The organism is Allobosea caraganae (assembly GCF_003351345.1).
Taxonomy (GTDB): Bacteria; Pseudomonadota; Alphaproteobacteria; order Rhizobiales; family Beijerinckiaceae; genus Allobosea; species Allobosea caraganae.
In genome coordinates, this window is sequence record NZ_QQTO01000019.1 from 458,130 (window position 1) to 480,923 (window position 22,794).

A 22,794-nucleotide genomic window follows, 5' to 3' on the forward strand; every position below is an offset into this window, starting at 1 on the left:
AGCAACTCCACCCCGCCCCGGCCGGGCCGAAGAAGGCGCGATAGAGCGGGTTGCGATGCAGCAGGTCGGCGATCTCGCTGCCTTCATTCGGGGGTGCCAGCATCACGACATGGCCGAGCCGCTCCGGGCGGTGGCGGGTGATATAGGCTCGCGCGACCAACCCGCCCATCGAATGGGTGACGAAATGCAGCTTGCCGGCGAGACCGGCGCCGAAGCGCTCAATCGGCTGGCGCAGTCCGGAGGCGATATCCTGCAGTTGGCTATGGCGCGCGGGATAGTCGAGATTGAGCGTCGCGTAGCCCTCGGTGGCGAGGGCCCGTTCCAGTCCGGCGAGCGAGTGCGCGCGTCGCGCTATGCCGTGCAGCAGGACGACGCCGTCCATGTCCCGTCGTTTCTCCCTGGCCGGCAAAGGCGATATCGGGATCGTCATCGGAATCCAAGACGATGCGTAGCGTCAACATGCTCGAATCCGGCGGCGACTATGCTTAAGTAGGCAGGCGGAGCCGGCTCGCCAGCGCTTATGATGTGCTGGTTCGAGCGGTGCGTGCTTTGCATAGGGATCGACGATCATGATCAGCACCGATAGCGACATCCTCGCCACCGCCGAGACCTGGGCCAAAGACGGCCGCGGCGTGGCGCTCGCCACCGTGGTCGAGACCTGGGGCTCGGCGCCGCGGCCGGTGGGCTCGCATCTCGTCATCGACGGGGAGGGGAATTTCCTCGGTTCGGTCTCGGGTGGCTGCGTCGAGGGCGCGGTCGTCACCGAGGCGGTCGACGTCATCGCCGACGGCAAGTCGCGCACGCTCGAATTCGGCGTCGCCGACGAGGCCGCCTGGAAGGTCGGGCTCTCCTGCGGCGGGCGCATCAAGGTCTATGTGGAGCGAATCTTGGCGGAGGAAGCGAACTGATGGCCTCCTGGGAGACCCTGACCGCGTTTGCGGTGCTGACGCTCGCCGTCGCCTATTTCCCCGGGCCGGCCTTGCTCTACACCGCGGCGCAGACCATCGCGCATGGCAGGCGGGCCGGCTTCATGGCGATGCTCGGCATCCATCTCGGCTGCTATGTCCACGTCGCCGCCGCGGCCTTCGGCCTCTCAGCCGTGTTCAAGCATGTGCCGGAACTCTATGTCGCGGTGAAGCTTGCCGGCGCGCTCTACCTGGTCTGGCTCGGCATCGGCATGATCCGCTCCAAGCTCGGCGGGGAGGAGGTCGTCGCCTCGCCGCCGAAGACGGTGAAGCGGGCGCTGCGCGATTCCTTCGTCGTCGAGATCCTGAACCCGAAGGTCGCGCTGTTCTTCATTGCGCTGCTGCCGCAGTTCGTCGATCCGGCGGCGTCGCTGCCGGTCTGGGTGCAGTTCCTGATCCTCGGCACGATCGTCAACTTCGCCTTCTCCTCGGCCGATTTCGTCACGGTGCTCGGCGCTTCCGCCGTGGTCCAGACGATGAAGAAGACCAAGGCCGGCTTCGCCTTCGGCCGCTGGCTCGGCGGCTCGCTGATGATCGGGCTCGGCGTCAAGCTCGCGACCGACAGGGGCTGAGCGATGGATCTCGCCCTATTATCCGCGCTGAATGCCGAGCGCGCCGCCAGGCGTGCGACCGTGCTGGTCACCGAGACGGCCAGCGGCGTGCAACGGCTGGTGAAGGAGGCCGATCTCGCGGCCGATCCGCTGGCCGCGCTGCTCGACAAGCAATTGCGCAGCGGCAAGAGCGGCGCGGTCGAGGCCGAGGGTGTCAGCTATTTCCTGACCGTGCAGGCCCCGCCGCCGCGCGTCGTCGTCACCGGCGCGGTGCATATCTCGCAGGCGATGGCGCCGATGGCCGAGATGCTCGACCTCGACCTCGCGATCATCGATCCGCGCACCGCCTTCGCCACGCCCGAGCGCTTTCCCGGCGTGACGCTGCTGCCGGAATGGCCGGACGAGGCGATCAAGACACTCGGCCTCGACGGGTACACCGCCTTCGTCGCGCTGACCCATGATCCAAAAATCGACGATCCCGGGCTCGAGGCGGCGCTGCGCTCGGAGTGCTTCTATATCGGCGCGCTCGGCAGCCGGAAGACGCATGGCCGCCGCGTCGAGCGGCTGATGGCAGCGGGCTTCGATGAGGTCGCGATCGGCCGCATCCATGCGCCGATAGGGCTCGATATCGGCGCGGTCTCGCCGGCCGAGATCGCGCTTGCCATCCTGGGCGAGATCGTCAGCACCCTGCGCGGGCCGCGCCGGCATCTGTCATGAAGTTCGGCTCCGTCGCCATCGCCGAGTCCGTCGGCTGCATCGCCGCGCATTCGGTTCGGGCGGGTGACGTCATCATCAAGAAGGGCGCGACGATCACGGCCGGCGACGCTGCCCGGCTCGCGGCTGCCGGCGTCACCGAATTGGTCGCGGTTCGGTTCGAAGCGGGCGACATCGACGAGAACGCGGCGGCGGAACGGCTGGCCCGCGCGCTCGCCGGACCCGGCATCGTCACCGAGGCGCCCTTCACCGGCCGCGTCAATCTCTTCGCCGCCGCTGCCGGCGTGCTCGCCCTCGATGTCGCGGCGCTCGATGCGTTCAACACGATCGACGAGGCGATCACCGTCGCGACTCTGCCGGCGCTGAAGGCCGTCGTTGCCGGCGAGATGGTCGCGACCATCAAGATCATTCCCTATGCCGTCGCCGGCCGGCAGGTCGAGGATGCGCTGGCCCGGATCGGCGCGGTCAGGCCGATCGCGCTCAGCGAATACCGGCTGAAATCGGTGGCGATGGTCTCGACGCTGCTGCCGGGGCTCAAGCCCTCCGTCGTCGAGAAGACGATGAAGGTGATGGCCGAGCGCATCGCGCCGGCTGGCGCGCAGATCGTCTCCGACGTGCGCGTGCCGCACCAGGCCGGGCCGCTCGCCGCCGCGATCCGCACGGCCGCGGCCAGCCCGGCCGAGATCGTTGTCGTCTTCGGCGCCTCCGCCATCACCGACCGGCGCGATGTCGTGCCGCAGGCGCTGGTCGAGGCCGGCGGGCATGTCGAGCATCTCGGCATGCCGGTCGATCCCGGCAACCTGCTGCTGATCGGCGAACTCGATGGCAAGCCGGTGATCGGCGCGCCGGGCTGCGCCCGCTCGCCCAAGGAGAACGGCTTCGACTGGGTGCTGCAGCGCTGCCTCGCGGGCATTCCGGTCGGCCGCGCCGATGTCCAGAAGATGGGCGTCGGCGGGCTGCTGATGGAGATCGTCTCGCGGCCGCAGCCGCGCGCCCCGGGGCGCGAGGCCGTCGCGCCGGTGGCCGGGCTGGTGCTTGCCGCCGGCCGCTCCACGCGCATGGGCGAGCACAACAAGCTGCTGCAGGTCGTGCGCGGCGAGGCGCTGGTGCGCCATGCGGTCAAGGCGCAGCTCGCTTCGCGCACCGGCCCGGTCTTCGTCGTCACCGGGCATCAGCGCGCCGAGGTCGAGGCCGCGCTTGCAGGGCTCGACGTGCGCGTCGTCCACAATCCCGACTTCGCCTCAGGCCTCGCCAGTTCGGTCAAGGCCGGGCTCGCCGCCCTGCCTGCTGAGTCCGCCGGCGTCGTGGTCTCGCTCGGCGACATGCCGAACGTGACGCCGCGCGTGATCGACCGGCTCGCCGAGACCTTCACCGACAGTCCGGATGCGCAGGCCGTCGTGCCGACGCTGTTCGGCCAGCGCGGCAATCCGGTGCTGCTGGCGCGGGCGCTGTTTCCGGCCGTGGCACGGCTCTCGGGCGATCAGGGCGCGCGCCGCCTGCTCGATGCTGCCGGGGAGGGCATCGTCGAGGTGCCGCTCGACGATCCGGCGATCGCGATCGACATCGATACGCCGGAGGCGCTCCGGGCGCTGGCGGGGTAGGGCGCGCAAAACCCACTTCCTTGAAATAGACCATTCGATGGTCTATTTTTATCAGGCTGAATGATCGAAGGGCACCCCATGCGCGTCTCCGTCTCCGATGCCAAGGGTCAATTGACCGATCTGGTCCGCCGGGCCGAGGCCGGCGACGAGGTCATCCTGACGCGCCATGGTCAGCCGGCGGCGCGGATCGTGCCGATTCACGCGGTGCCGGACCGGGCCAAGCGGCGCGCCTTGATCGAGACGGTGCAGGCGGCCGCGGCGCGCAAGACACTGCCGGGGGTGGATGCCGCCCGCAGCCAGGATTTCCTCTATGATGACGATGGCGTTCCGAAGTGATCGCCGTCGATACGTCTGCGCTCATGGCCGTGCTGCTGCGCGAGCCGGCTGCCGATACTTGCCGCGCCGTGCTGGAAGAGGCGGATGAGCTGATCATCTCGGCCGGCACTCTTGCCGAGGCGCTGATCGTGGCCGGGCATCGGAACATCGCGGAAGAGATGGCGGCGCTCGTCGAGGGGCTTGCGGTCACCGTCGTCGCGGTGACGCCGGCCGCGGCGCGCCGGGTTGCCGATGCCTATGCGCGCTGGGGCAAGGGCCGCCATGCCGCTGCGCTGAACTTCGGCGACTGCTTCGCCTATGACCTTGCCAAGGAGCACGACTGCCCGCTGCTCTTCGTCGGAGACGATTTCTCACGGACGGATCTGAGGCCTGCGCTGGAACGGTAGCGGCAGCGATCCGGCCGGCAGCGCCGTGCTGCTCTCCGTCCAGTGCACGCCGAGCGTCGCATAGGCGCCGACGTCGCGGTCGCTGGTGTCCTCCCAGCCGCCGGAGAGGCGCCAGGTCGCGCCGAACAGGCGCAGGCCGGTGAGGTGCAGGCCGACGCGCAGCTTGTCGTAGCCGCTCTGGCGGTAGAGCTCGACCTCTGGTCCGAGGTGGAGCCCGCGGTCGATCTTGTGGCCCAGCGCCAGGCGGCCCCAGGCGCGCCGGTCGAGCCCCGAGACATAGGCGCTGAGCTGGACCATGGTCGCGTCGGTCGGCGTCGCCCAGAGATCGGCCTGAAGTCGGGCGCTGATGCGACTGACGCCGTAGTAGCAGCCGCACCCGAGCTCGCGATACTCCGCCTCGATGTCGGGGCCGGCATAGAGCGAGAAGAAGCTGTCGCTGAAGCGCCATTCGTAGCCGATCAGGAACTGGCTCTCGACCTTGTAGGCCTTGCCGCGCGGCACGAGGCGCCTTGCTTGCTCGCGGGAGAGGCCGAGCTTGTTCATCAGGCGGAAGCCGCCGGCATCGAGCCCATCGGCGCCGAAGGCTTGTTTCGAGCCGAAGGAGGTGAAGGTCTTGCCGGGGCCGGCCTCGAGCGAGCCGAAGAAGACGATCTTTGCCGGATCGGGCTCGTCGTCATCGTCGTCGGCCAGAACCGGAGATGCGAAGAGCACGCCCGCGAGGGCGGCCAGGCAGAGTCTGCCGACCTCTCCGCAACCAAACGCCACTCACGCCCCCCGACGCCGGCGACCGCGATACGCCGCGATCACGCCCAATGATTGCAGCAGGTTGGCAGGAGGCTTGCAAGCTTTTGTTAACCAAGCAGGCGCAGCCTCAAGAAATCGGCTAAGCTTTCATCGCGTGGCGACGAAGGAGGATGACGATGGTGTCAGAGGACTTCATCCGGCAACTCAAGGGCTACGGGCTGACAACGGCGACGATTCATTATCGCATGCCGGATCACCCCAGCGTCCTGCAGACCTTCATCTGGCAGCAATATGATTTGGCGCCGCGCTTCCCGGTGCTGCACGATTTCCTCGACTTCTGGAAGCGCGAGCTCGACGGACCCTTGCACTCGGTCATCGTCGCGCATGCGCGGCTGATCCGGCCGGCCGAGATCGTGAATGTGAACGGCGTGCTGACGCTGCATTGAGCGTCTGCGCCGTTCGGCCTTGTTGCATCAAGCGGGCCCGTGCTAGGCCGCTGCTCCCGCCACGGCTCGGCCACGACGCTTGTCATCACCCCTTCGCACGTCCGGATTGCTGACGGCGCTCGCCGCCTTGCCCGGAGACCGGATTCTCGTGGGGACGATCGTCGCCGCGCTGAAGGACCGGGCCTATGCGCTGCTCGTCGTGCTGCTCGGCCTGCCGAACTGCCTGCCGATGCCGCCGCCGATCCCGCTGGTCTGCGGGCTGGTGCTGGCCTTCGTCGGCATGCAGATGCTGGCCGGCCGCGCCACGCCCTGGCTGCCGCAGAGGCTGCTGCAGAAGAGCATCGGCAAGCCCGAGCTGGCGAAGGCCGTGGGGCGCGCCCTGCCGCCGCTGGTCTGGCTGGAACGCTTCTCGCGGCCGCGGCTGACCATGCTGGGCAGCCCCGTCGCGGTGCCGGTCCTCGGCCTTGTGATGCTCATCCTGGCGCTGGGGCTTATCGTCGCGGCGCCGTTCATCGGCCAGATTCCGCTCGGCCTTGCGGTTTGCCTCGTCGGCCTCGGGCTGGTCGAGCGCGACGGGCTGTTCATGATCGCCGGGGCGCTGGTCGGCGTCGTCGGGCTGCTGCTCAGCGCCGGCTTCGCCTATGCGATCGTCAGCGGCATCGCCGAGCTGTTCTGAGACTTCCACTGGCGAGCTCCGAAGCTTTCGCGAGCCGTCAGCTCCCTCCTGCCATCAGGTGACGCCGGCCGGGCGGATCATGCTCTCAGAAGCAGGGAGGGATCGCGCAGCCATGTCGGACCTCGCAGTCGAGCCTCTCCTGAGCACCCGGACCGTCACGGTCAACAACGTCACCTGCTGCGGCGCATGCCGGCAGAAGGGCGTCGAGGAATGCTCGCACGCCACGCATCTGGTCTTTCCCTATCGCGGCGTCTTCGTGCGCCATCTCGGCCGCAGCGACGTGGTGGCCGAGGCCAACCAGGTGCTGTTCTTCAACGAGGCGGAGGGCTACCGGATCAGCCATCCCGTCACTGGGGGCGATGCCTGCCTGTCCCTGACGCTCGGCGAGCCGCTGCTGCGCGAACTGGCGCCGAAGGAGCAGCTGCGCGAGGGTGGCAAGGCGGCGTTCCACCGGCCGCGCCGGCGCATCGACCCGCGCGCGCAGGCGCTGGTCGCGCTGCTCCGGCACAGCCTGAGCCGCAAGGTCGCCGAGCCGCTGGAGGCTGAGACCCTGGCGCTGACGCTGGTGCGGCGCGCGCTGGGCGAGCGGACCTCGCATGCCGCCGGCGCGAGCCAGGGCCGGCAGAAGCTCGTCGACCGCGCCAAGCTGGCGCTGGCCTCGGACCCGGCCCGGCGCTGGACCCTGGCCGAGATCGCGGCGGAGGTCGGCGTTTCGCCGGTCTACCTGACGCAGGTGTTCCAGCAGGTCGAGGCGATGCCGCTCTACCGCTATCAGCTGCGCCTCAGGCTGGCCCGCGCGCTCGACCTGCTCGGCCACTATGACGACCTCACCAGCCTGGGGCTTGATCTGGGCTTCTCCAGCCACAGCCATTTCAGCTCCGCCTTCCGGCAGGTCTACAGCCGCACGCCGGCCGAGTTCCAGCGCGCCATCCAGCGACGCTGAGCGGAAGCAGATCGCTAAAGAATCTGACAGCGGCGGGGCCGCGAAAGGGCTTTTCTCTCCCTACCCGATATCGGGTCCACAAGGAGATCGAGCCATGACCGAGAAAACCTGTGCTGCCTGCGATTGCGAGCTCGGGGCCGAGCCCATCAGCGTCGACCTCGGCGGCAAGGCCGTGGAGGTGTGCTGCGAGGAGTGCGCCGAGCAGTTGAGGGAGGCGCACGCCGCCGCGAAAGATGGCAAGGAGGACTGAACGATGACCTGTTCCGATCACGCCACAAGCCTGGCGCCGGCGCCAGTGCGTCTATCCGCAGCCCCGGCACACGCCCTGGGAGAACTGCTCTCACGGCTCCTGGCCGGGGTCGGGGCCTTCGTCATGGCGCGCCGCAACCGGCGCGCCATCGCCGAACTGGCCGAGTGCGAGGACCGCATGCTCAGGGATATCGGCCTCAACCGCTCCATCGTGGATGGCGTGCTCGAAGTCGGCTTCGGCAGGGATCCCTCAGCGGTGCTCGAGCGCCCGTCGCCGTCCTATGCCGCATGCGAGGTCGAGCGTGCCAAGCAGATCTCGTGGATGCGGATCCACGGCTAGATCGCCGTGCGTCCTACCGGACGCAAAGTGGCGATCCAGGCTTTTGTTATTGCACCGGATCGTTCCGAAAACCGGATTCCACTTTTCGGTCTGGTGCTCTGGCGCGTCTGGCTCAGGCCGCGAGATTGGCGGCGAAGGGCGCGTCAAGTTCGAGCAGCCGGTCGATCTCCTCGGCCGGGACGCCCTTCGAGAACAGGAAGCCCTGCAGCTCGTGGCAGCCGATCGCCTGGAGGAAGCGGTGCTGCTCGGCGGTTTCGACGCCCTCGGCGCAGACGCGCAGGCCGAGCGCCCGGCCGAGATGCACGACGGAATGGACGAGGATCGCCGATTCCCCGGTCGTCTCCATGTATTCCAGGAAAGAGCGGTCGATCTTGATCTTGTCGAAGGCGAAGCGGCGCAAATAGATCAGGCTGGAATAGCCGATGCCGAAATCGTCGAGCGCCAGGCCGATGCCATGGGCGCGCAGCTCCATCAGCGCGTTCTCGGCCGCGTCGGCATCCTCGACGACGACGCCTTCGGTCAGCTCCAGCTCGAGCCTGGTCGGATCGAAGCCGGTCTCCTCGACGATGCGGATGACGTCGCCGACGAAGTCCTTGTGGCGGAACTGCACCGGCGAGATGTTGACCGCCAGCCGCAAGCCCTCCCAGCGCTTGGCCTCGAGGCAGGCGCGGCGCAGCACCCAGTCGCTCAGCGGCACGATCAGCCCGCGCTCCTCGGCGATGCTGATGAATTCCGAGGGCGGCACCATGCCGTGGACCGGGTGGGGCCAGCGCACCAGCGCCTCGACCCCGACGATGGTGCCGCCATCGACCGAGACCTGCGGCTGGTAGTGCAGCACGAGCTCGTCCCGGGCGATGGCGTTGCGCAGGTCCTCCTCGACCATGCGCTTCAGCTGCAAGGAGCGGTTCATCCGCGCCTCGAAGAAGGAGAAGCGGTTCCGCCCCTCGTTCTTCGACTGGTAGAGCGCGGTGTCGGCGAGCTTGAGCAGGGTCTCGCGGTCGGTGCCGTCCTGCGGCGCGAGCGCGATGCCGATCGAGCAGCCGATGATCGTGTCGATGCCCATGACCGAGAAGGGGCGGGTCAGCGCCTCCAGGATGCGCTCGCCCAAGGCCGCGCAGCCGCCGACATCGTGCAGGTTGGTCTGGATGATGCCGAACTCGTCGCCGCCGAGCCGCGCCACGGTGTCGCCGACGCGCATCATGCCGGAGAGGCGCTCGGCGACCTGGCGGATCAGCTCGTCGCCGGCCGTGTGGCCATAGGTGTCGTTGACGGCCTTGAAACGGTCGAGGTCGAGCAGCAGCACCGCGAGCCCGTTACCGTGGCGGTTGAGCTGCGCGAGCTCCTGGTCGAGCCTGAGGTCGAAGGTGCGGCGGTTCGGCAGCAGCGACAATTCGTCATGGGCGGCGAGGCGCTGGATCTGGTGCTCGCGCAGGCCGATCTCCCTGGCGGCACCGCGCAGGCGCTGGATCACATAGGCGAAGATCGCCACGACCAGCAGGCCCACGACGACCAGCGCCCAGGCGAACTGCTCGATGATGGCGTTGCCCGGGCGGCTCGGCGTCCAGGTCAGCCAGGCTGCGACGCTGCCGTCCGGCGCGGCGACGTCGCGGCGCATCATCGGGTCGACGGGCATCCGGCTGGTGATCGCGAGGCCGGCGATGCGGTAGCGCCGCGCCATGTCGGAGAGCAGGCCGGGCGTGACGCGGTTATAGCCGACGAGGACGATCGGGCGGGCCAGGCCGGCCTCCTCGACATTCGGCCGCAGCGGCAGTTCGGTGACCGTGACCGCCAGCGTCTCCTGGCCGTCGAAGACCATCTCGGCCTGGACGTCCTGCGGCGGCGCGGCGTCTTCGGTGCCGGCGGCGCGCACGGCGGCGGGGCCGGGGACCCTGCTGCTGAAATGCTTGAGCCCGTCATAGCCGGCCTGTCCGGCCGGGCGACCGCCTTCGAGCCCGGCGAGCACGCGGCCCGACGGCGTCACCAGATAGGCGCCGTCGAAGGTGAGGAAGCGGTAGCTGAGCCGGGTGAAGATGCCCTGGAGCGCCTCTGTCGATCCGCCCATGGCGATCGCGGCCTGCAACTCGCCGCTCGAGGCCAGGCTGTCGAAGCGCAGGCGGCGCAGGCGCGTCTGGCTTTCGAACGCGGCCTCCAGGCGGTCGCGCTGGCGCTCGTTCTCGGTCTGGTTGGCGTCGTGCGTGATCGCGATCATCGCCGCGACGGCGGCGATCACCACCAGCAGAAAGGCGCAGCCAAGCGTCGCCACGGTGCTGGTGAGCATACGCGCCGAGGAATCCGCGTTGGTCATCTTCGCGACAGTAGGCGAATGCATCAGCCGTCTCAGAAGCGTCGGGACGGCCACTCTCGCAAGGGAATGTTGATATCCCGTTTCCAGACAACGGCGTAGTTCGAGAATCTCAACCTGTGGTCGGCCCGTAGGGCGGGCGCGGGATGGCGGTGTGGGCGGCGCGCAGGGCGGCCGACCAGCGCTCGCGCAGATCGTGGAAATAAGGCTCGCCGGCCTCGATCCGGCGGTTCAGCTCGGGCTCGTCGGCGTCGCGGCGCATGACGATGAAGTCGATCGGCAGGCCGACGCCGAGATTCGAGCGCATGGTCGAATCCATCGAGATCAGGCCGACCTTGAGCGCGTCGTAGAGATGGGTGCGGAAGGTCACGGCGCGGTCGAGGATCGGCTTGCCGTATTTGTGCTCGCCGATCTGGAGGAAGGGCGCGTCCATGCCGCATTCGATGAAGTTGCCGGCGCCGTAGACCATGAAGAGCCGCATCGGCTGGCCCTTGATCTGGCCGCCGAACAGCATGGAGATGTCGAACTTCACGCCGGCTTCGCTGAGCGCCTCGCCATCCATCTCGCGCACGGCCCGCACCGCCCGCCCGACGAGCTGGGCGGCGCGGAACATCGAGGTGACGCCGATCAGCGTATCGAGCTCGCCGGTCTCGGGGTTGTGCACGCCTTCGTGCAGCAGGCTCACCACCGACTGGGTGACGGAGAGGTTGCCCGCCGTCGCCAGGGCGAAGGTGCGCTCGCCCGGCCAGGAGAAGACGTGCAGCTTGCGGAAGGTCGAGATGTCGTCGAGCCCGGCATTGGTCCGGGTGTCGGCGATCATCACCAGCCCATCCTGCACGAGAAGTCCGGCGCAATAGGTCACGGGCTTTCAATCCTTCTTATTCGTCGGCCGGGCGTTTGCGTGCGCCGATACGAGACTGCCTCGCTGCTAGCAGCCGATTGCGACAGTCGCAATCACGCCGGGCGGCGCCGTCCCGCGCTCATTGATTGGTCTGCTGGCTTCCGGCCACGCGGGCGGTGACGCTGACGGCGAGGTTCTCGCCGCTGCCGCCCTTGCGGGCGCCACGCACCGGCGCGGCATCGGCGAAGTCGAGCCCGGCGGCGATGCGGACATGGGTGTCGGTCGGGCACTGGCCATTGGCGCAATCGAAGCCGATCCAGCCGTAATCGTCGAGATGGACCTCGGCCCAGGCATGGGCGCCCTCGGCCAGCGGCAAGGCGTCGGAGGCGGCGACGTAGCCGGAGACGTAGCGGGCGGGCAGGCCGAGCTGGCGGGCGCAGGTCATGAAGACATGGGCGAGGTCCTGCGGGATGCCCTCGCGCGCCGTGAAGGCCGCAGCCGCGCCGATGCCGGTGCGCTTGCCGGAGCGGTCGCAGCTCATCTCGTCATGGAGCGCCTCGGTCAGCGCATGCATCTTGGCGAGCGGCGCGCCATCGGCCTGCGTCGCCTTCACCGCGAAGTCGCGCAAAGCCTCGTCGGGGGTGGTCAGCAAGGTGTCGCGGCGGAACACGTCCGGCGGCACGCGCTCCAGCGCGCCGCGCACCGCGCCGGCGAGGTCGATCGTCTCGACCACGCCATCGACCCGGATCGACAGGCCGGAGATCGAGCCATCGGCGGAGAAGGTATGGACGATGTTGCCGTAGGGGTCCTGGCCGGCGCGCAGGCGGCCGTCGATATTGGGCTCGATGCGCCAGGACATGACGTGCTGGCCGTCATGGTCGCGCGGCGTCAGGCGCAGGATCTGCGTGAGCTGCCGCACCGGCTCGTCATAGGCGTAGGTGATCGAGTGGGAGATCTTGATCCGCATGGCGCTCGCGAGAAGGCGGGTCTTTCTGTGGTTGTTCTAGCGTCCGGCGGCCGCTTGCGCGAGCCCACCTGACGCTCACTGCAGATATTGCTCGGAGATGGTGTGGCCGAGCCGGTTGTTCTCGGTGATGAAGTCCTCGATGAACTCGTGCAGGCCGCGCTGGAAGACCGAGTCGATATGGGTGTTCGACATGTTGGCGAGCGTCTTGCGCGCCTGGCGCTGGGCCGGGCCCTGCCGGCCATAGGCGTCGCCGAGCGCGTCGAGGAAACGCGAGATGTTCTCGTAGCAGCTCGCCAGCGAGCGCGGCATGCGCCGGTTCAGGATCAGCAGGTCGGCGATCAGCAGCGGCTTCACCGCCTGGCGGTAGACCCAGTGATAGGCGGTGAGCGCCGAGACCTCGCGCAGCATCGTGGTCCATTGGAAATAGTCGAGCGAGCCGCCGACCTGCTCGTTCTCCGGCAGCAGGACGTGGTACTTCACGTCGAGGATGCGCGCCGTGTTGTCGGCGCGCTCGAGATACATGCCGAGCCGCGAGAACCAGTAGCCGTCGTCGCGCAGCATGGTGCGGTAGGCCGAGCCGTCGAAGACCAGCGAGACGTTCTTCACCCAGTCGAGGAAGCGGGCGAACTCCTCGCGGTCCATGCGCTTCTTCTCGAAGCGCTGCAGTTCGAGCCAGGCGCTGTTGAGCGCGTCCCACATCTCCGAGGTCAGCGCGGTGCGCACGGCGCGCGCATTCGAGCGCGCCAGCGCGAAGCAGTTGCGGATCGAGGAGGGGTTGTCCGGGTTGAAGGTCAGGAAGTCGCAGACATTGCGCTCGTTGGCCTCGCCATAGGCCTTGGCGAAGGTGTCCTCGCAGCCGGCGGTCGCGACCGCGCTCTGCCATTCCGTGCCGGCGCCGCCATAGGAGGAGGGCAGGTTGGTCAGGCGCGTCGTGGCGTCGAGGATGCGGGCGAGGTACTCGGCCCGCTCCACATAGCGGGAAACCCAATAGAGGCTGTCGGCTGTGCGCGAGAGCATGGTCAGGTCAGGCCTTTTCGCAGCGTGCGGGGGCGTTGTTCTTGTGGGCCATTCCGGAGCTCGCCGTCATGCATCGATGACCCAGGTGTCCTTGGTGCCGCCGCCCTGGCTCGAATTGACCACGAGCGAGCCCTCCTTCAGCGCGACGCGGGTCAGCCCGCCCGGCACGCAGGAGATGCCGTTGGCGCCGGAGAGCACATAGGGCCTGAGGTCGACATGGCGCGGTGCCACGCCGGAGGCGACGAAGGTCGGGCAGGTCGAGAGCGCCAGCGTCGGCTGGGCGATGAAGCCCTCGGGCTGGGCCTTGAGCTTGCGCCGGAAGGTCTCGATCTGGGCCTTGTTGGCATGGGGGCCGACCAGCATGCCGTAGCCGCCGGAGCCGTTGACCTCCTTGACCACCAGCTTCTCGAGATTGTCGAGCACATAGGCGTTGGCCTCGGGCTCGCGGCAGCGCCAGGTCGGGACGTTCTTCAGGATCGGCTCCTCGCCGGTGAAGAACTTCACGATCTCGGGCATGTAGCTGTAGACCGCCTTGTCGTCGGCGACGCCGGTGCCGACCGCGTTGGCCAGCGTGACGTTGCCAGCCTTGTAGGCGCCGATGATGCCGGGCACGCCGAGCACGGAATCGCCGCGGAAGACGAGCGGGTCGATGAACTCGTCGTCGATGCGGCGGTAGATCACGTCGACGCGCTTCGGCCCCTGCGTCGTGCGCATGTAGACGACGTCGTCCTTGACCAGCAGGTCGGAGCCCTCGACCAGCTCGACGCCGAGCTTGTCGGCCAGGAAGGAGTGCTCGTAGAAGGCCGAGTTGTACTGGCCGGGCGTCAGCAGGCAGATGTTGGGGTCGGCGGAGGCGCTGCGCGGGGCGACAGAGCGCAGGGTCGCGAGCAGCTGGTCGGGATAGTTGTCGACCGGCGCGACGCGGTGCGTGGCGAACAGCTCGGGGAAGAGCCGTAGCATCACCTCGCGGTTCTCCATCATGTAGGAGACGCCGGACGGCGTGCGGGCGTTGTCCTCCAGCACGTAGAAGGTGTCGGCGTCGACGCGGACGATGTCGATGCCGGCGATGTGGCAGTAGATGCCGTGCGGCACCTGGAAATCGACCATCTCCAGCTGGTAGCAGGCATTGCGGTAGACGAGGTCGGGCGGGATGATCCCGGCCTTGAGGCATTCCTTCGGGCCGTAGACATCGGCCAGGAACATGTTCAGCGCCGTGACGCGCTGGCGCAGCCCCTTCTCCAGCTTGCTCCATTCCGGCTTGGTCAGGACGCGCGGGATGATGTCGAAGGGAATCAGGCGCTCGGTCGATTCCTCGTCGCCGTAGACGGCGAAGGTGATGCCGATGCGCCGGAAGAAGAGTTCGGCCTGGCTGCGGCGCAAGGCCAGCATTTCCGGCGGCGCTTCCTTTAGCCAACGATCGAGCGCGTCGTAAGCCGGCCGCAGCTCGCTCCCCATGCCGGTCATTTCGTCGAACGCGACCATGTCAGGCTTCTTCTCCGTTTGAATCAACCTATGCGCATTCGCGATGGTTCGAAAAGGGGGTGATTGGTGATGCCTTTGGCGTACCTGCCCGTTTCGTGGGCAGTGCCCATTGGGCAGCAAGCAAGCGCCGCGCCGGCCTGACCTATCGCGATATCAACGCAATGTTGCGGCATCCTCGCCGGCTGCGGCGAGGGACGCGAGGCCGGTTGTCTCTCGCCAAATTCTGGCATAATGTATGCCAGACATAAAACGATGCCGCTCACGGCACGATCAGAGGGAGCGAACCATGAAGATCCATGAGTTCCAGGCGAAGCAGCTGCTGGCCCCCTATGGGCTGGTGGCGCCGGAGGGCAGCGTCGCCATCACGCCGCACGAAGCCGGCGAAATAGCGCGGCGGCTCGGCGGGCCGGTGGTGGTCAAGGCGCAGATCCATGCCGGCGGGCGCCAGAAGGCCGGCGGCATCCACCATGTCGACGCCTCCGGTTCGGCCGAGGGCGTCGCGTCGCGGCTGCTCGGGCGCAAGCTGGTCACGGCCCAGACCGGAGCCCATGGCGAGAAGGTCAAGCGCCTGCTGATCGAGAGCGCCGTTGCGGCAACGCGCGAACTGCACATCGCGCTGCTGATCGATTCGTCCTCCGGCGAGCTGATGCTGATCGGCAGCGCCAAGGGCGGCGCCGATATCGAGGAGCAGGCGGCGCGCGGCGAGATCAGGGTGAACCAGCTCAGGCTCGGCGCCGGGACCGAGCCGCATCGCTACGAGATCGCGGCCTTCATCGCCGGGCTCGGCCTCGAGGGCGCGCTGCACGAGCAGGGCTGCGCGCTGGTCGACGGGCTCAGGCGCGCCTTCCTCGAACTCGACGCCAGCCTGATCGAGATCAACCCGCTGGCGGTGACGGAGGAGGGCACGCTGGTCGCCCTCGACGTCAAGATGGTGCTCGACGACAACGCCATGTTCCGGCACCCGGACCTCGCCGTGCTGCGCGACGACGAGGAGGTCAGCGATATCGAGCTGCACGCGCAGCTCCACCAGCTCAACTATGTCCAGCTCGACGGCAATATCGGGCTGGTCGCGAACGGGGCGGGCCTGGGCCTGGCGACGCTCGACATGGTGGTCGCGGCCAAGGGCCGGCCGGCGAACTTCATGGATATCCGCACGACAGCGAAGAGCCTCGACATCGCCCAGGGCTTCAAGCTGCTGCTCGACAACCCGGCGACCAAGGCGATCCTGATCAACGTCCATGGCGGCGGCATGCAGCCTTGCGACACGATTGCCGAGGGGCTCGGCATCGCCGTGCGCCGCTCCGGCCGCTCGCTGCCGCTGGTGGTCAGGCTCGCCGGCAACAATGCCGATTTCGCCCGCTCGCGCCTGAAGAATTTCGGCTGCGCGATTGTCGATTGCCCGGACATGTGGACCGCGGCCGCGAAGGCCGTCGCCATCGCCGCGAAGGGAGCCTGAGCCATGGCCGTGTTTCTCGATCGCGACACCCGCGTCGTCTGCCAGGGCATGACCGGCTGGGCCGGCACCCACCATGTCGCCCGCATGATGGAATATGGCACGCAGGTCGTCGGCGGCGTCACCCCCGGCAAGGGTGGGCGCTCGCATCTCAACCTGCCGATCTACGACAGGGTCGCGCAGGCGCGCGCCCAGACTGGTGCCAATGCCAGTATCGTCTTCGTGCCGCCCGCCAACGCTGCTGCCGCGATGCTGGAGGCGATCGAGGCCGAGATGCCGCTCGTCGTCGCCGTGACCGAGCGCGTGCCGACGCTCGACATGGTCCGCGTCAAGGACGCGCTGAAGGGCTCGCGCACCACGCTGGTCGGCGCCAACTCGCAGGGCATCCTGGTGCCTGGCATCGGCAAGCTCGGCGTGATGGCGACGGGCAGCGAGCGGCCGGGCGGCATCGGCATCGTCTCGCGCTCGGCTTCACTCACCAGTGAGGTCGTCGCCCAGATCACGGCGGTCGGTCTGGGACAATCGACCACGGTCGGCGTCGGCGGCGATCCGATCCACGGCATCGGCATGCGCGACTGCCTCGACCTTCTGCTGAAGGATGCCGACACCGAGGGCGTCGTCCTGATCGGCGAGATCGGCGGCACCGAAGAGGAGGAGGTCGCAGACTACATCGCCGGCCTGAAGCCCTCGAAGCCGATCGTCGCGCTGATCGTCGGTCGCGAGGCGCCGCCCGAGCGCCGCATGGGCCATGCCGGCGCGCTGACGCTGGGTGGCCGGGGCGATGCCGCGGGCAAGGTCAAGGCGCTGGAGGCGGCCGGCGTGCTGATCGCGCCGAGCGCGCATCTGGTCGGCGAGACGATCCGGCAGGCCCTGGCGGGGCGAGGCTAGGGTCTTTCCTTCTCCCTCTTGCGGGAGAAGGTGCCCCAAAGGGGCGGATGAGGGGTCGCGCTGGCCTTTCCGATCACCGAGCATGTCACAGACCGAATCTTGAAATGTTGAGCGACCCCTCATCCGTCTCGGCTTCGCCGAGCCACCTTCTCCCGCAGGGGGAGAAGGGAAGGGCGCGGCTCGCTCGCGCCTTATTCCCGCCCGGGCAAATGCCCGCCGATCGAGGTGGTGATCTCGTCGGCGGCGCGGCGCACGATCGGGCCGAACTCGTCGAGCTTGCGCAAGGTGATGCGCACGCTCGGCCCGGAGATCGAGACGCCGGCGATCGGCTCGCCATGCTCGTTGAAGATCGGGGCGGCGACGCAGCGCATGCCGAGCGTGCGCTCCTCGTCGTCGATGGCCCAGCCGCGCCGGCGGCTCTCGTCGAGCTCACGCAGCAGCTCGGCGAGATCGGTGCGGGTCTTCTCCGTGAAGCGTTCGAGCCGGCGCGCGCCGCAGATCTGGCGGACATGGTGCTCGGGAAACTCGGCCAGCAGGGCCTTGCCGACGCCGGACGAGTGCATCGCGCCGCGGCTGCCGGCGCGGAAGAAGGCGCGCAAGGTGTCGTGGCTCTCGACCTGCGAGATGAAGACGACCTCGCCATTATCCTCGATGCCGAGATTGACGGTCTCGCCGGTCGCCTGCATCAGCTCGCGCATGGTGAGCCGGCCCATGCTGGCGACGCGGCGGTTGCGCAGGAAGGCCGAGCCGATCTTGAAGGCCTTGATCCCGATCAGCCAGTAGCCGCGCTCGGTGTCGTTCTGCACGAAGCCGCGGCTCTCCAGCGTCAGCAGGATGCGGTGCACGGTCGAGGGCGAGAAGCCGGATTTGCGGGCGAGGTCGGTCAGGGTCAGCCCGTCCTCTTCCGCCAGGATCGTCAGCAGCGCCAGGCCGCGGTCGAGCGCCTGCACGGAGCCGCCGGCCAGCGCCGCCTTCAGCGAACGCGGGCGGCCGCGGGTCTTGCGTTGGTCGGTCAGGGTCATGGGCGGGGCTCCTTTCGGGTCCAGAAAAGCACGTCCGCCGCCATCTGCAAATTAAAACTGAAATAGTTTTTCAGAATGCGTGGTCCGCAATTTGTGGAATAAATACAAGATATTGATTTATATAGATTTTCCATCTTACGCAGTCTGCCGAAAAAACATTCTGAAATAAATTGACCCCTCGGCGTTTATGGCATCTGGTATGCCAATCAACTTGCATCTCGTCGGGAGAATGCGCCATGGCTAAAATGAGGGCCGTCGAGGCCGCTGTCCGGGTTCTGGAGCGTGAGGGCGTCACGCAGGCCTTCGGTGTGCCGGGAGCGGCGATCAATCCGCTCTACGCCGCGCTGAAGAGCCGCGAGTCGATCCACCATATCCTGGCGCGCCATGTCGAGGGCGCCTCGCATATGGCCGAGGGCTATACCCGGGCCAAGGCCGGCAATATCGGCGTCTGCATCGGCACCTCCGGCCCGGCCGGCACCGACATGATAACCGGGCTCTACTCGGCCATCGCCGATTCCATCCCGATCCTCTGCATCACCGGGCAGGCGCCGCGCGCCCGGCTCTACAAGGAGGATTTCCAGGCCGTCGACATCGAGTCGATCGCCAAGCCGGTGACCAAGTGGGCCGTGACGGTGCGCGAGCCGGCTCTGGTGCCGCGCGTCTTCCAGCAGGCCTTCCACGTCATGCGCTCGGGCCGCCCGGGTCCGGTGCTGATCGACCTGCCGATCGACGTCCAGATGGCCGAGATCGAGTTCGACGACGAGACCTATGAGCCGCTGCCGGTCTACAAGCCGGGCGCCTCGCGCCGCCAGATCGAGAAGGCGATGGCGATGCTGGACTCAGCCGAGCGGCCGCTGATCGTCGCCGGCGGCGGCATCATCAACGCCGATGCCTGCGATCTCCTGGTCGAGTTCGCCGAGCTGACCGGCGTGCCGGTCGTGCCGACGCTGATGGGCTGGGGCTCGATCCCGGACGATCACCCGCTGCAGGCCGGCATGGTCGGCCTCCAGACCAGCCATCGCTACGGCAACGCGACGATGCTCGCCTCCGATTTCGTGATGGGCATCGGCAACCGCTGGGCCAACCGGCACACGGGCTCGATCGAGACCTACACCAAGGGGCGCAAGTTCGTTCACGTCGACATCGAGCCGACCCAGATCGGCCGCGTCTTCAACCCGGATTACGGCATCGTCTCCGACGCCAAGGCGGCGCTCGAGCTCTTCGTCGAGGTGGCGCGCGAGCGGGAAGGCAAGGGGCTGCTCAGGAACCGCAGCGACTGGGCCCAGTCCTGCCGCGACCGGCGCGCGACCATGCTGCGCAAGAGCCATTTCGACAACGTGCCGCTGAAGCCGCAGCGCGTCTACGAGGAGATGAACGAGGCCTTCGGCCGCGACGTCTGCTACATCTCGACCATCGGCCTGTCGCAGATCGCCGGCGCGCAGTTCCTGCGGGTCAACAATCCGCGCCACTGGATCAATTGCGGCCAGGCCGGCCCACTCGGCTGGACCTTGCCCGCCGCTCTCGGCGTGCGCGCCGCCGATCCCGAGCGCGAGATCGTGGCGCTGTCGGGCGACTACGACTTCCAGTTCCTGATCGAGGAGCTTGCGGTCGGGGCGCAGTTCAAGCTGCCCTACATCCACGTCGTCGTGAACAACTCCTATCTCGGCCTGATCCGCCAGGCACAGCGCGGCTTCGACATGGATTTCCAGGTCGGCCTCGCCTTCGAGAACATCAACGCGCCCGATCTCGCCGGCTACGGCGTCGACCATGTCGCGGTCGCCGAAGGGCTCGGCTGCAAGGCGATCCGGGTCAAGAGCCCGAACGAGTTCAAGGCCGCCTTCGCCCAGGCCAAGGCCTGGCTCAAGGAGCACCAGGTGCCGGTGGTGATGGAATTCATCCTGGAGCGGGTGACGAACATCGCGATGGGCACCGAGATCGACAACGTCGTCGAGTTCGAGGAGGTGCTCGATTTGCCTCTGCCCGAGCCCGAGCTGCAGCCCGCTCAGTAACCTCGATCATTCTGCGCCATCAGGGGAGAGACCCATGCCACGTTTCGCTGCAAACCTGACGATGCTGTTCAACGAGCTGCCCTTCCTGGAGCGTTTCCAGGCGGCAGCCGAGGCCGGCTTCCGCGGCGTCGAGTACCTGTTCCCCTACGAGTACGACAAGTACGAGCTGGCGGGGCGTTTGAAGCGCTGGAACCTGACGCAGGTGCTGCACAACCTGCCGGCGGGCAATTGGGGCGCGGGCGAGCGCGGCATCGCGATCCTGCCCGACCGGATCAGCGAGTTCCAGAGCGGCGTCTTCCAGGCGATCGACTACGCCACGCAGCTCGGCTGCAAGCAGGTCAACTGCCTCGTCGGCATCGCGCCGAAGGATGTCGAGCGCGGCAGGCTGCACGAGACGCTGGTCAACAACCTGCGCTTCGCCGCCCATGAGCTGAACCAGGAGGGCATCGCGCTCCTGGTCGAGCCGATCAACACCCGCGACATCCCCGGCTTCTTCCTGAACAGTACGAAGCAGGCGCTGGCGCTCCTCGACGACGTCGAGTCGCCTAACCTCTTCATCCAGTACGACATCTACCACATGCAGATCATGGAGGGGGATCTGGCCCGGACGATCGAGGCCAATCTCGACCGGATCGCGCATGTCCAGCTCGCCGACAATCCCGGCCGCAACGAGCCCGGCACCGGCGAGATCAACTTCCCCTTCCTGTATCGGCATCTCGACGCCATCGGCTACGCTGGCTGGGTCGGCTGCGAATACAAACCCGCACGCACCACGAGCGACGGCCTGACCTGGCTGCCGAGCACCACGTTGGCTGCATGATTTGGGCAGCGTGATCTTGGGCCGCGTGATCCTGGGCCGCGTGACGGGACGAGACGGTCGACGCTTCAGTCGAACGGAGGATATGGCGACATGACGACTATCGGTTTCATCGGGCTCGGCATCATGGGCCGCCCCATGGCGGAACACCTGATTGCGGGCGGCCACACGCTGCACGCATCGAGCCACCACAAGGCGGTCGCGCCGGACCTCGTCGCGAAGGGCGTCACCGTCCACCCGACGCCGAAGGCGGTCGCCGCTGCGAGCGAGATCGTCGTCCTGATGCTGCCCGATACGCCGCAGGTCGAAGAGGTGCTGTTCGCCACCAACGGCGTCGCGCTCGGCCTGAGCAAGGGCAGCATCGTCGTCGACATGAGCTCGATCTCGCCGATGGCGACGAAGGAGTTCGCCGCGAAGATCGAGGCTGGCGGCAGCCATTATCTCGACGCACCGGTCTCCGGCGGCGAGGTCGGCGCCAAGGCTGCCAGCCTGACCATCATGGTCGGCGGCCCCGAGGAGACCTTCGCCAAGGTGAAGCCGCTCTTCGAGCTGATGGGCAAGAACATCACGCTGGTCGGCGGCAATGGCGACGGCCAGACCACCAAGGTCGCCAACCAGATCATCGTCGCGCTGACGATCGAGGCGGTCGCCGAGGCCCTGCTCTTCGCCTCGAAGGCGGGGGCCGATCCGGCCAAGGTGCGCCAGGCGCTGATGGGCGGCTTCGCCTCCTCCAAGATCCTGGAGATTCATGGCGAGCGCATGGTCAAGCGCACCTTCAACCCGGGCTTCCGCATCGGGCTGCACCAGAAGGACCTGAACCTCGCGCTGCAAAGCGCGCGCGCCATCGGCGTGTCGCTGCCCAACACCGCGACGGCACAGGAACTGTTCAACGCCTGCGTCGCCCATGGCGGCAAGGACTGGGATCACTCAGCCATGGTGCGGGCGCTGGAGATCATGGCGAACCACGAAGTCGCCTAGCCAAATAAGACAGGGGGAAAAGCCCATGAAGATCTGCATCTACGGCGCCGGGGCGATCGGCGGCTATATGGGTGTCATGCTCAAGCGCGGCGGGCTCGATGTCTCGCTCGTGGCGCGCGGCGCCCATCTGGAAGCGATCAAAGCCAAGGGCCTGACCCTCGTCACCAAGACGGAGACGATCACCGAGGAGATGCCGGCGAGCCGCGATCCGCGCGATCTCGGCCGCCAGGACGTGGTGATCATCGCGCTCAAGGCGCACCAGGCCTGGGAGGCGGCCGAGGAGCTGAAGCCGCTTCTGGGCCCGCAGACGGCGGTGGTCACCGCCCAGAACGGCGTGCCCTGGTGGTATTTCCACGGCTTGGAAGGGCCCCACGCCGACCTGCGCCTGCGCAGCGTCGATCCGGGCGACCGGCAGTGGAACGCGATCGGCCCCGAGCGCGTCATCGGCTGCACCGTCTACCCGGCGACCGAGATCACCGAGCCCGGCGTGATCAAGCATATCTATGGCGACCAGTTCGGCCTCGGCGAGCCCAACCGCCAGGAGAGCGAGCGGCTGACCCGCTTCGCCGATGCGCTGACCGCGGGCGGGATGAAGCCGCGCCTGTTCTCGGACATCCGCGACGACATCTGGCTGAAGCTCTGGGGCAATCTCTGCTTCAACCCGATCTCGGCCCTGACCCATGCGACGCTCGACATCGTCGCGACCGAGCCCGGCACGCGGGCGCTCGCCCGCAACATGATGCTGGAGGCGCAGGAGATCGGCGAGACGCTGGGCGCGCGCTTCCGCGTCGACGTCGACCGCCGCATCGACGGCGCGGCCGGCGTCGGGGCGCATCGCACCTCGATGCTGCAGGACCTCGACAAGGGCAGGCCGCTTGAGATCGACGCATTGCTGACCGCCGTCCAGGAGATGGGCCGGCTGGTAAAGCTTCACACTCCCTATATCGATGCCGTGCTAGGGCTCGTGCAGCAGATGGGGCGTGCGAAGGGCGTCTACCCAACCTTCCCGGAGCAAAGCTCCGTGGTGGACGATCGCCAGTTGGTCGCCTCATGATGCGCGAAGCGGT

Annotated in this window: 24 protein-coding genes and 1 pseudogene; 17 read left to right on the forward strand and 8 right to left on the reverse strand. The window is 67.8% G+C overall.

The window, feature by feature from the left end; genetic code table 11:
• Positions 1-13: 13 nt before the first annotated feature.
• Positions 14-382, reverse strand: a pseudogene (locus DWF00_RS10300) (esterase/lipase family protein); the annotation flags it as partial.
• Between the two features lie 187 nt (positions 383-569).
• Here DWF00_RS10300 and DWF00_RS10305 point away from each other — a divergent pair.
• The 6 genes from DWF00_RS10305 to DWF00_RS10330 all read left to right on the forward strand — a co-directional run bounded on the left by DWF00_RS10305 (position 570) and on the right by DWF00_RS10330 (position 4,553).
• The gene (locus DWF00_RS10305; protein WP_114827485.1) at positions 570-908 is read left to right on the forward strand and encodes an XdhC family protein; all 339 of its coding nucleotides are present in this window, start codon (positions 570-572) and stop codon (positions 906-908) included.
• A complete protein-coding gene (locus tag DWF00_RS10310; protein ID WP_114827486.1) occupies positions 908-1,537 on the forward strand; it encodes a LysE family translocator in 630 nt (209 codons plus the stop codon). Before DWF00_RS10305 ends, DWF00_RS10310 begins: the two co-directional genes overlap by 1 nt.
• A 3-nt stretch (positions 1,538-1,540) precedes the next feature.
• Complete coding sequence (locus DWF00_RS10315) at positions 1,541-2,233, forward strand: XdhC family protein (protein WP_114827487.1); 693 nt, start codon at positions 1,541-1,543, stop codon at positions 2,231-2,233.
• Positions 2,230-3,831 carry an NTP transferase domain-containing protein gene (locus tag DWF00_RS10320; RefSeq protein ID WP_114827488.1) on the forward strand — a complete coding sequence of 534 codons (1,602 nt, stop codon included), beginning with the start codon at positions 2,230-2,232 and terminating at the stop codon, positions 3,829-3,831. Before DWF00_RS10315 ends, DWF00_RS10320 begins: the two co-directional genes overlap by 4 nt.
• Before the next feature lie 78 nt (positions 3,832-3,909).
• On the forward strand, positions 3,910-4,167 hold the full coding sequence (locus tag DWF00_RS10325; RefSeq protein ID WP_114828001.1) for a type II toxin-antitoxin system Phd/YefM family antitoxin: 258 nt from the start codon (positions 3,910-3,912) through the stop codon (positions 4,165-4,167).
• A complete protein-coding gene (locus DWF00_RS10330; protein ID WP_114827489.1) occupies positions 4,164-4,553 on the forward strand; it encodes a type II toxin-antitoxin system VapC family toxin in 390 nt (129 codons plus the stop codon). Before DWF00_RS10325 ends, DWF00_RS10330 begins: the two co-directional genes overlap by 4 nt.
• On the opposite strand, the gene bcsS is transcribed toward DWF00_RS10330, so the two are convergent.
• Positions 4,518-5,264, reverse strand: a complete 747-nt coding sequence (gene bcsS, locus DWF00_RS10335; RefSeq protein ID WP_114827490.1) for a cellulose biosynthesis protein BcsS — start codon at positions 5,262-5,264, stop codon at positions 4,518-4,520. The two genes, DWF00_RS10330 and bcsS, sit on opposite strands and share 36 nt — an antisense overlap.
• Positions 5,265-5,473: 209 nt before the next feature.
• Here bcsS and DWF00_RS10340 point away from each other — a divergent pair, with 209 nt between their 5' ends.
• The 5 genes from DWF00_RS10340 to DWF00_RS10355 all read left to right on the forward strand — a co-directional run bounded on the left by DWF00_RS10340 (position 5,474) and on the right by DWF00_RS10355 (position 7,951).
• Positions 5,474-5,743: an usg protein gene (locus DWF00_RS10340; protein WP_114828002.1), complete on the forward strand. Its 270-nt coding sequence runs from the start codon at positions 5,474-5,476 to the stop codon at positions 5,741-5,743.
• A 79-nt stretch (positions 5,744-5,822) separates the two neighbouring features.
• Positions 5,823-6,419, forward strand: a complete 597-nt coding sequence (locus DWF00_RS10345) for an exopolysaccharide biosynthesis protein (protein ID WP_114827491.1) — start codon at positions 5,823-5,825, stop codon at positions 6,417-6,419.
• Between the two features lie 112 nt (positions 6,420-6,531).
• A complete protein-coding gene (locus DWF00_RS10350) occupies positions 6,532-7,362 on the forward strand; it encodes a helix-turn-helix domain-containing protein (protein WP_114827492.1) in 831 nt (276 codons plus the stop codon).
• 94 nt (positions 7,363-7,456) lie between these two features.
• Entirely contained in the window at positions 7,457-7,612 is a 156-nt protein-coding gene (locus DWF00_RS29405; protein ID WP_181832481.1) for a TRASH domain-containing protein, read from the forward strand.
• A gap of 3 nt (positions 7,613-7,615) precedes the next feature.
• Positions 7,616-7,951, forward strand: a complete 336-nt coding sequence (locus tag DWF00_RS10355; protein ID WP_114827493.1) for a DUF1127 domain-containing protein — start codon at positions 7,616-7,618, stop codon at positions 7,949-7,951.
• Between the two features lie 112 nt (positions 7,952-8,063).
• Here the strand turns inward: DWF00_RS10355 and DWF00_RS10360 are convergent, their stop codons facing one another.
• From DWF00_RS10360 to DWF00_RS10380, 5 genes are all read right to left on the reverse strand, one after another.
• Positions 8,064-10,280 (reverse strand): putative bifunctional diguanylate cyclase/phosphodiesterase, encoded by a 2,217-nt coding sequence (locus DWF00_RS10360; protein ID WP_114827494.1) that lies wholly within the window; start codon positions 10,278-10,280, stop codon positions 8,064-8,066.
• A gap of 85 nt (positions 10,281-10,365) precedes the next feature.
• On the reverse strand, positions 10,366-11,115 hold the full coding sequence (locus tag DWF00_RS10365; protein ID WP_114827495.1) for a proteasome-type protease: 750 nt from the start codon (positions 11,113-11,115) through the stop codon (positions 10,366-10,368).
• A 118-nt stretch (positions 11,116-11,233) separates the two neighbouring features.
• Complete coding sequence (locus DWF00_RS10370) at positions 11,234-12,061, reverse strand: transglutaminase family protein (RefSeq protein ID WP_114827496.1); 828 nt, start codon at positions 12,059-12,061, stop codon at positions 11,234-11,236.
• Positions 12,062-12,136: 75 nt separating this feature from the next.
• Positions 12,137-13,078 carry an alpha-E domain-containing protein gene (locus DWF00_RS10375; RefSeq protein WP_114827497.1) on the reverse strand — a complete coding sequence of 314 codons (942 nt, stop codon included), beginning with the start codon at positions 13,076-13,078 and terminating at the stop codon, positions 12,137-12,139.
• 66 nt (positions 13,079-13,144) lie between these two features.
• Positions 13,145-14,560, reverse strand: coding sequence for a circularly permuted type 2 ATP-grasp protein (locus tag DWF00_RS10380; protein ID WP_114827498.1), 1,416 nt, complete (start codon positions 14,558-14,560; stop codon positions 13,145-13,147).
• 286 nt (positions 14,561-14,846) lie between these two features.
• Here DWF00_RS10380 and sucC point away from each other — a divergent pair, with 286 nt between their 5' ends.
• Both sucC and sucD read left to right on the forward strand, forming a co-directional pair.
• A complete protein-coding gene (gene sucC / locus DWF00_RS10385) occupies positions 14,847-16,016 on the forward strand; it encodes an ADP-forming succinate--CoA ligase subunit beta (protein WP_114827499.1) in 1,170 nt (389 codons plus the stop codon).
• A gap of 3 nt (positions 16,017-16,019) precedes the next feature.
• Complete coding sequence (gene sucD, locus DWF00_RS10390) at positions 16,020-16,901, forward strand: succinate--CoA ligase subunit alpha (RefSeq protein WP_114827500.1); 882 nt, start codon at positions 16,020-16,022, stop codon at positions 16,899-16,901.
• Positions 16,902-17,092: 191 nt separating this feature from the next.
• On the opposite strand, the gene bhcR is transcribed toward sucD, so the two are convergent.
• The gene (gene bhcR, locus DWF00_RS10395) at positions 17,093-17,923 is read right to left on the reverse strand and encodes an HTH-type transcriptional regulator BhcR (RefSeq protein ID WP_114827501.1); all 831 of its coding nucleotides are present in this window, start codon (positions 17,921-17,923) and stop codon (positions 17,093-17,095) included.
• A 236-nt stretch (positions 17,924-18,159) separates the two neighbouring features.
• Between bhcR and gcl the strand changes: the two genes are divergently transcribed.
• From gcl to DWF00_RS10415, 4 genes are all read left to right on the forward strand, one after another.
• Positions 18,160-19,932 (forward strand): glyoxylate carboligase, encoded by a 1,773-nt coding sequence (gene gcl / locus DWF00_RS10400; protein ID WP_114827502.1) that lies wholly within the window; start codon positions 18,160-18,162, stop codon positions 19,930-19,932.
• A gap of 34 nt (positions 19,933-19,966) precedes the next feature.
• Positions 19,967-20,752 carry a hydroxypyruvate isomerase gene (gene hyi / locus DWF00_RS10405; protein ID WP_114827503.1) on the forward strand — a complete coding sequence of 262 codons (786 nt, stop codon included), beginning with the start codon at positions 19,967-19,969 and terminating at the stop codon, positions 20,750-20,752.
• 90 nt (positions 20,753-20,842) lie between these two features.
• Complete coding sequence (locus DWF00_RS10410; protein WP_114827504.1) at positions 20,843-21,727, forward strand: 2-hydroxy-3-oxopropionate reductase; 885 nt, start codon at positions 20,843-20,845, stop codon at positions 21,725-21,727.
• Between the two features lie 25 nt (positions 21,728-21,752).
• Positions 21,753-22,781: a 2-dehydropantoate 2-reductase gene (locus DWF00_RS10415; protein ID WP_114827505.1), complete on the forward strand. Its 1,029-nt coding sequence runs from the start codon at positions 21,753-21,755 to the stop codon at positions 22,779-22,781.
• Positions 22,782-22,794: the final 13 nt, after the last annotated feature.

Coding starts and splice junctions, on each gene's coding strand:
- DWF00_RS10340 (WP_114828002.1), top strand. CDS start 5,474: ATGGTGTCAGAGGACTTCATCCGGCAACTCAAGGGCTACGGGCTGACA.
- DWF00_RS10370 (WP_114827496.1), bottom strand. CDS start 12,061: ATGCGGATCAAGATCTCCCACTCGATCACCTACGCCTATGACGAGCCG.
- DWF00_RS10380 (WP_114827498.1), bottom strand. CDS start 14,560: ATGGTCGCGTTCGACGAAATGACCGGCATGGGGAGCGAGCTGCGGCCG.
- hyi (WP_114827503.1), top strand. CDS start 19,967: ATGCCACGTTTCGCTGCAAACCTGACGATGCTGTTCAACGAGCTGCCC.
- DWF00_RS10320 (WP_114827488.1), top strand. CDS start 2,230: ATGAAGTTCGGCTCCGTCGCCATCGCCGAGTCCGTCGGCTGCATCGCC.
- DWF00_RS10360 (WP_114827494.1), bottom strand. CDS start 10,280: ATGCATTCGCCTACTGTCGCGAAGATGACCAACGCGGATTCCTCGGCG.
- DWF00_RS10355 (WP_114827493.1), top strand. CDS start 7,616: ATGACCTGTTCCGATCACGCCACAAGCCTGGCGCCGGCGCCAGTGCGT.
- DWF00_RS10310 (WP_114827486.1), top strand. CDS start 908: ATGGCCTCCTGGGAGACCCTGACCGCGTTTGCGGTGCTGACGCTCGCC.
- bhcR (WP_114827501.1), bottom strand. CDS start 17,923: ATGACCCTGACCGACCAACGCAAGACCCGCGGCCGCCCGCGTTCGCTG.
- DWF00_RS10350 (WP_114827492.1), top strand. CDS start 6,532: ATGTCGGACCTCGCAGTCGAGCCTCTCCTGAGCACCCGGACCGTCACG.
- DWF00_RS10415 (WP_114827505.1), top strand. CDS start 21,753: ATGAAGATCTGCATCTACGGCGCCGGGGCGATCGGCGGCTATATGGGT.
- gcl (WP_114827502.1), top strand. CDS start 18,160: ATGGCTAAAATGAGGGCCGTCGAGGCCGCTGTCCGGGTTCTGGAGCGT.
- sucC (WP_114827499.1), top strand. CDS start 14,847: ATGAAGATCCATGAGTTCCAGGCGAAGCAGCTGCTGGCCCCCTATGGG.
- DWF00_RS10410 (WP_114827504.1), top strand. CDS start 20,843: ATGACGACTATCGGTTTCATCGGGCTCGGCATCATGGGCCGCCCCATG.
- DWF00_RS29405 (WP_181832481.1), top strand. CDS start 7,457: ATGACCGAGAAAACCTGTGCTGCCTGCGATTGCGAGCTCGGGGCCGAG.
- DWF00_RS10325 (WP_114828001.1), top strand. CDS start 3,910: ATGCGCGTCTCCGTCTCCGATGCCAAGGGTCAATTGACCGATCTGGTC.
- sucD (WP_114827500.1), top strand. CDS start 16,020: ATGGCCGTGTTTCTCGATCGCGACACCCGCGTCGTCTGCCAGGGCATG.
- DWF00_RS10375 (WP_114827497.1), bottom strand. CDS start 13,078: ATGCTCTCGCGCACAGCCGACAGCCTCTATTGGGTTTCCCGCTATGTG.
- DWF00_RS10305 (WP_114827485.1), top strand. CDS start 570: ATGATCAGCACCGATAGCGACATCCTCGCCACCGCCGAGACCTGGGCC.
- DWF00_RS10315 (WP_114827487.1), top strand. CDS start 1,541: ATGGATCTCGCCCTATTATCCGCGCTGAATGCCGAGCGCGCCGCCAGG.